The organism is Erwinia sp. MYb416 (assembly GCF_037479575.1).
GTDB lineage: Bacteria > Pseudomonadota > Gammaproteobacteria > Enterobacterales > Enterobacteriaceae > Erwinia > Erwinia rhapontici.
In genome coordinates this window covers 1-566 of the sequence record NZ_JBBGYT010000269.1, presented here as the reverse complement: position 1 = coordinate 566, position 566 = coordinate 1, and the positions used below count along the sequence as shown (strand labels likewise).

Sequence of the window (566 nt, the reverse complement as noted above, 5' to 3'; positions counted from 1 at the left end):
TCTATGAACTTGTCAGAGCCCATGACGGATTTTCCCTTTTTAAGAAGATGGAACTGGCACCAACAACGGATTTTGATTCGGATCTGCGACTGGAAGATGATGAAGCATTAGCACTTATGGATGATTTTTTCTCCAGGTTTAGTGTTGAGCGTGGGAATTTTTCTATCACAACCTACTATCCACCAGAACCACCCTTAAGTGAGCGACTTAATCCATTTCGTAAAAGCCATATTCCTCAAGTGCCAGATTTCACTATCAATATGCTGATCGAATCCGCCAGAGCTGGCCGCTGGTTATATGACTGATTCAAAGCCGAAGACTATTTTTTAAGGGTAATCAGTGCCCCGAAACAGCTTTCCCTCTCAGGAAAGCTGTTTCTGATTGAGACTCAGGCCGCCGTTCTTTTCATCGCCAACCGATGCCCATGGCGGAAGAACAGCAACCCGGCTGCGGAGAAACCGATCAGAGCAATAAACATGACCGGCGGTGGTGTATAGCTGAGTAAAAATCCACACAGTACGGGGTTAACGGCACCGCCGATATTGCTCAGGTTCTGTACACCGTAG

At 46.6% G+C, this 566-nt stretch carries 1 protein-coding gene and 1 pseudogene; one reads left to right on the top strand and one right to left on the bottom strand.

The genetic code is table 11. The features are described 5' to 3' along the window. Window positions 1–305: DUF1493 family protein (locus tag WH277_RS02440; protein WP_339504209.1), on the top strand; the 305-nt coding region annotated here is incomplete at its 5' end. 83 nt (window positions 306–388) lie between these two features. Here the strand turns inward: WH277_RS02440 and WH277_RS02435 are convergent. Further along, window positions 389–566, bottom strand: a pseudogene (locus WH277_RS02435) (MFS transporter); the annotation flags it as partial.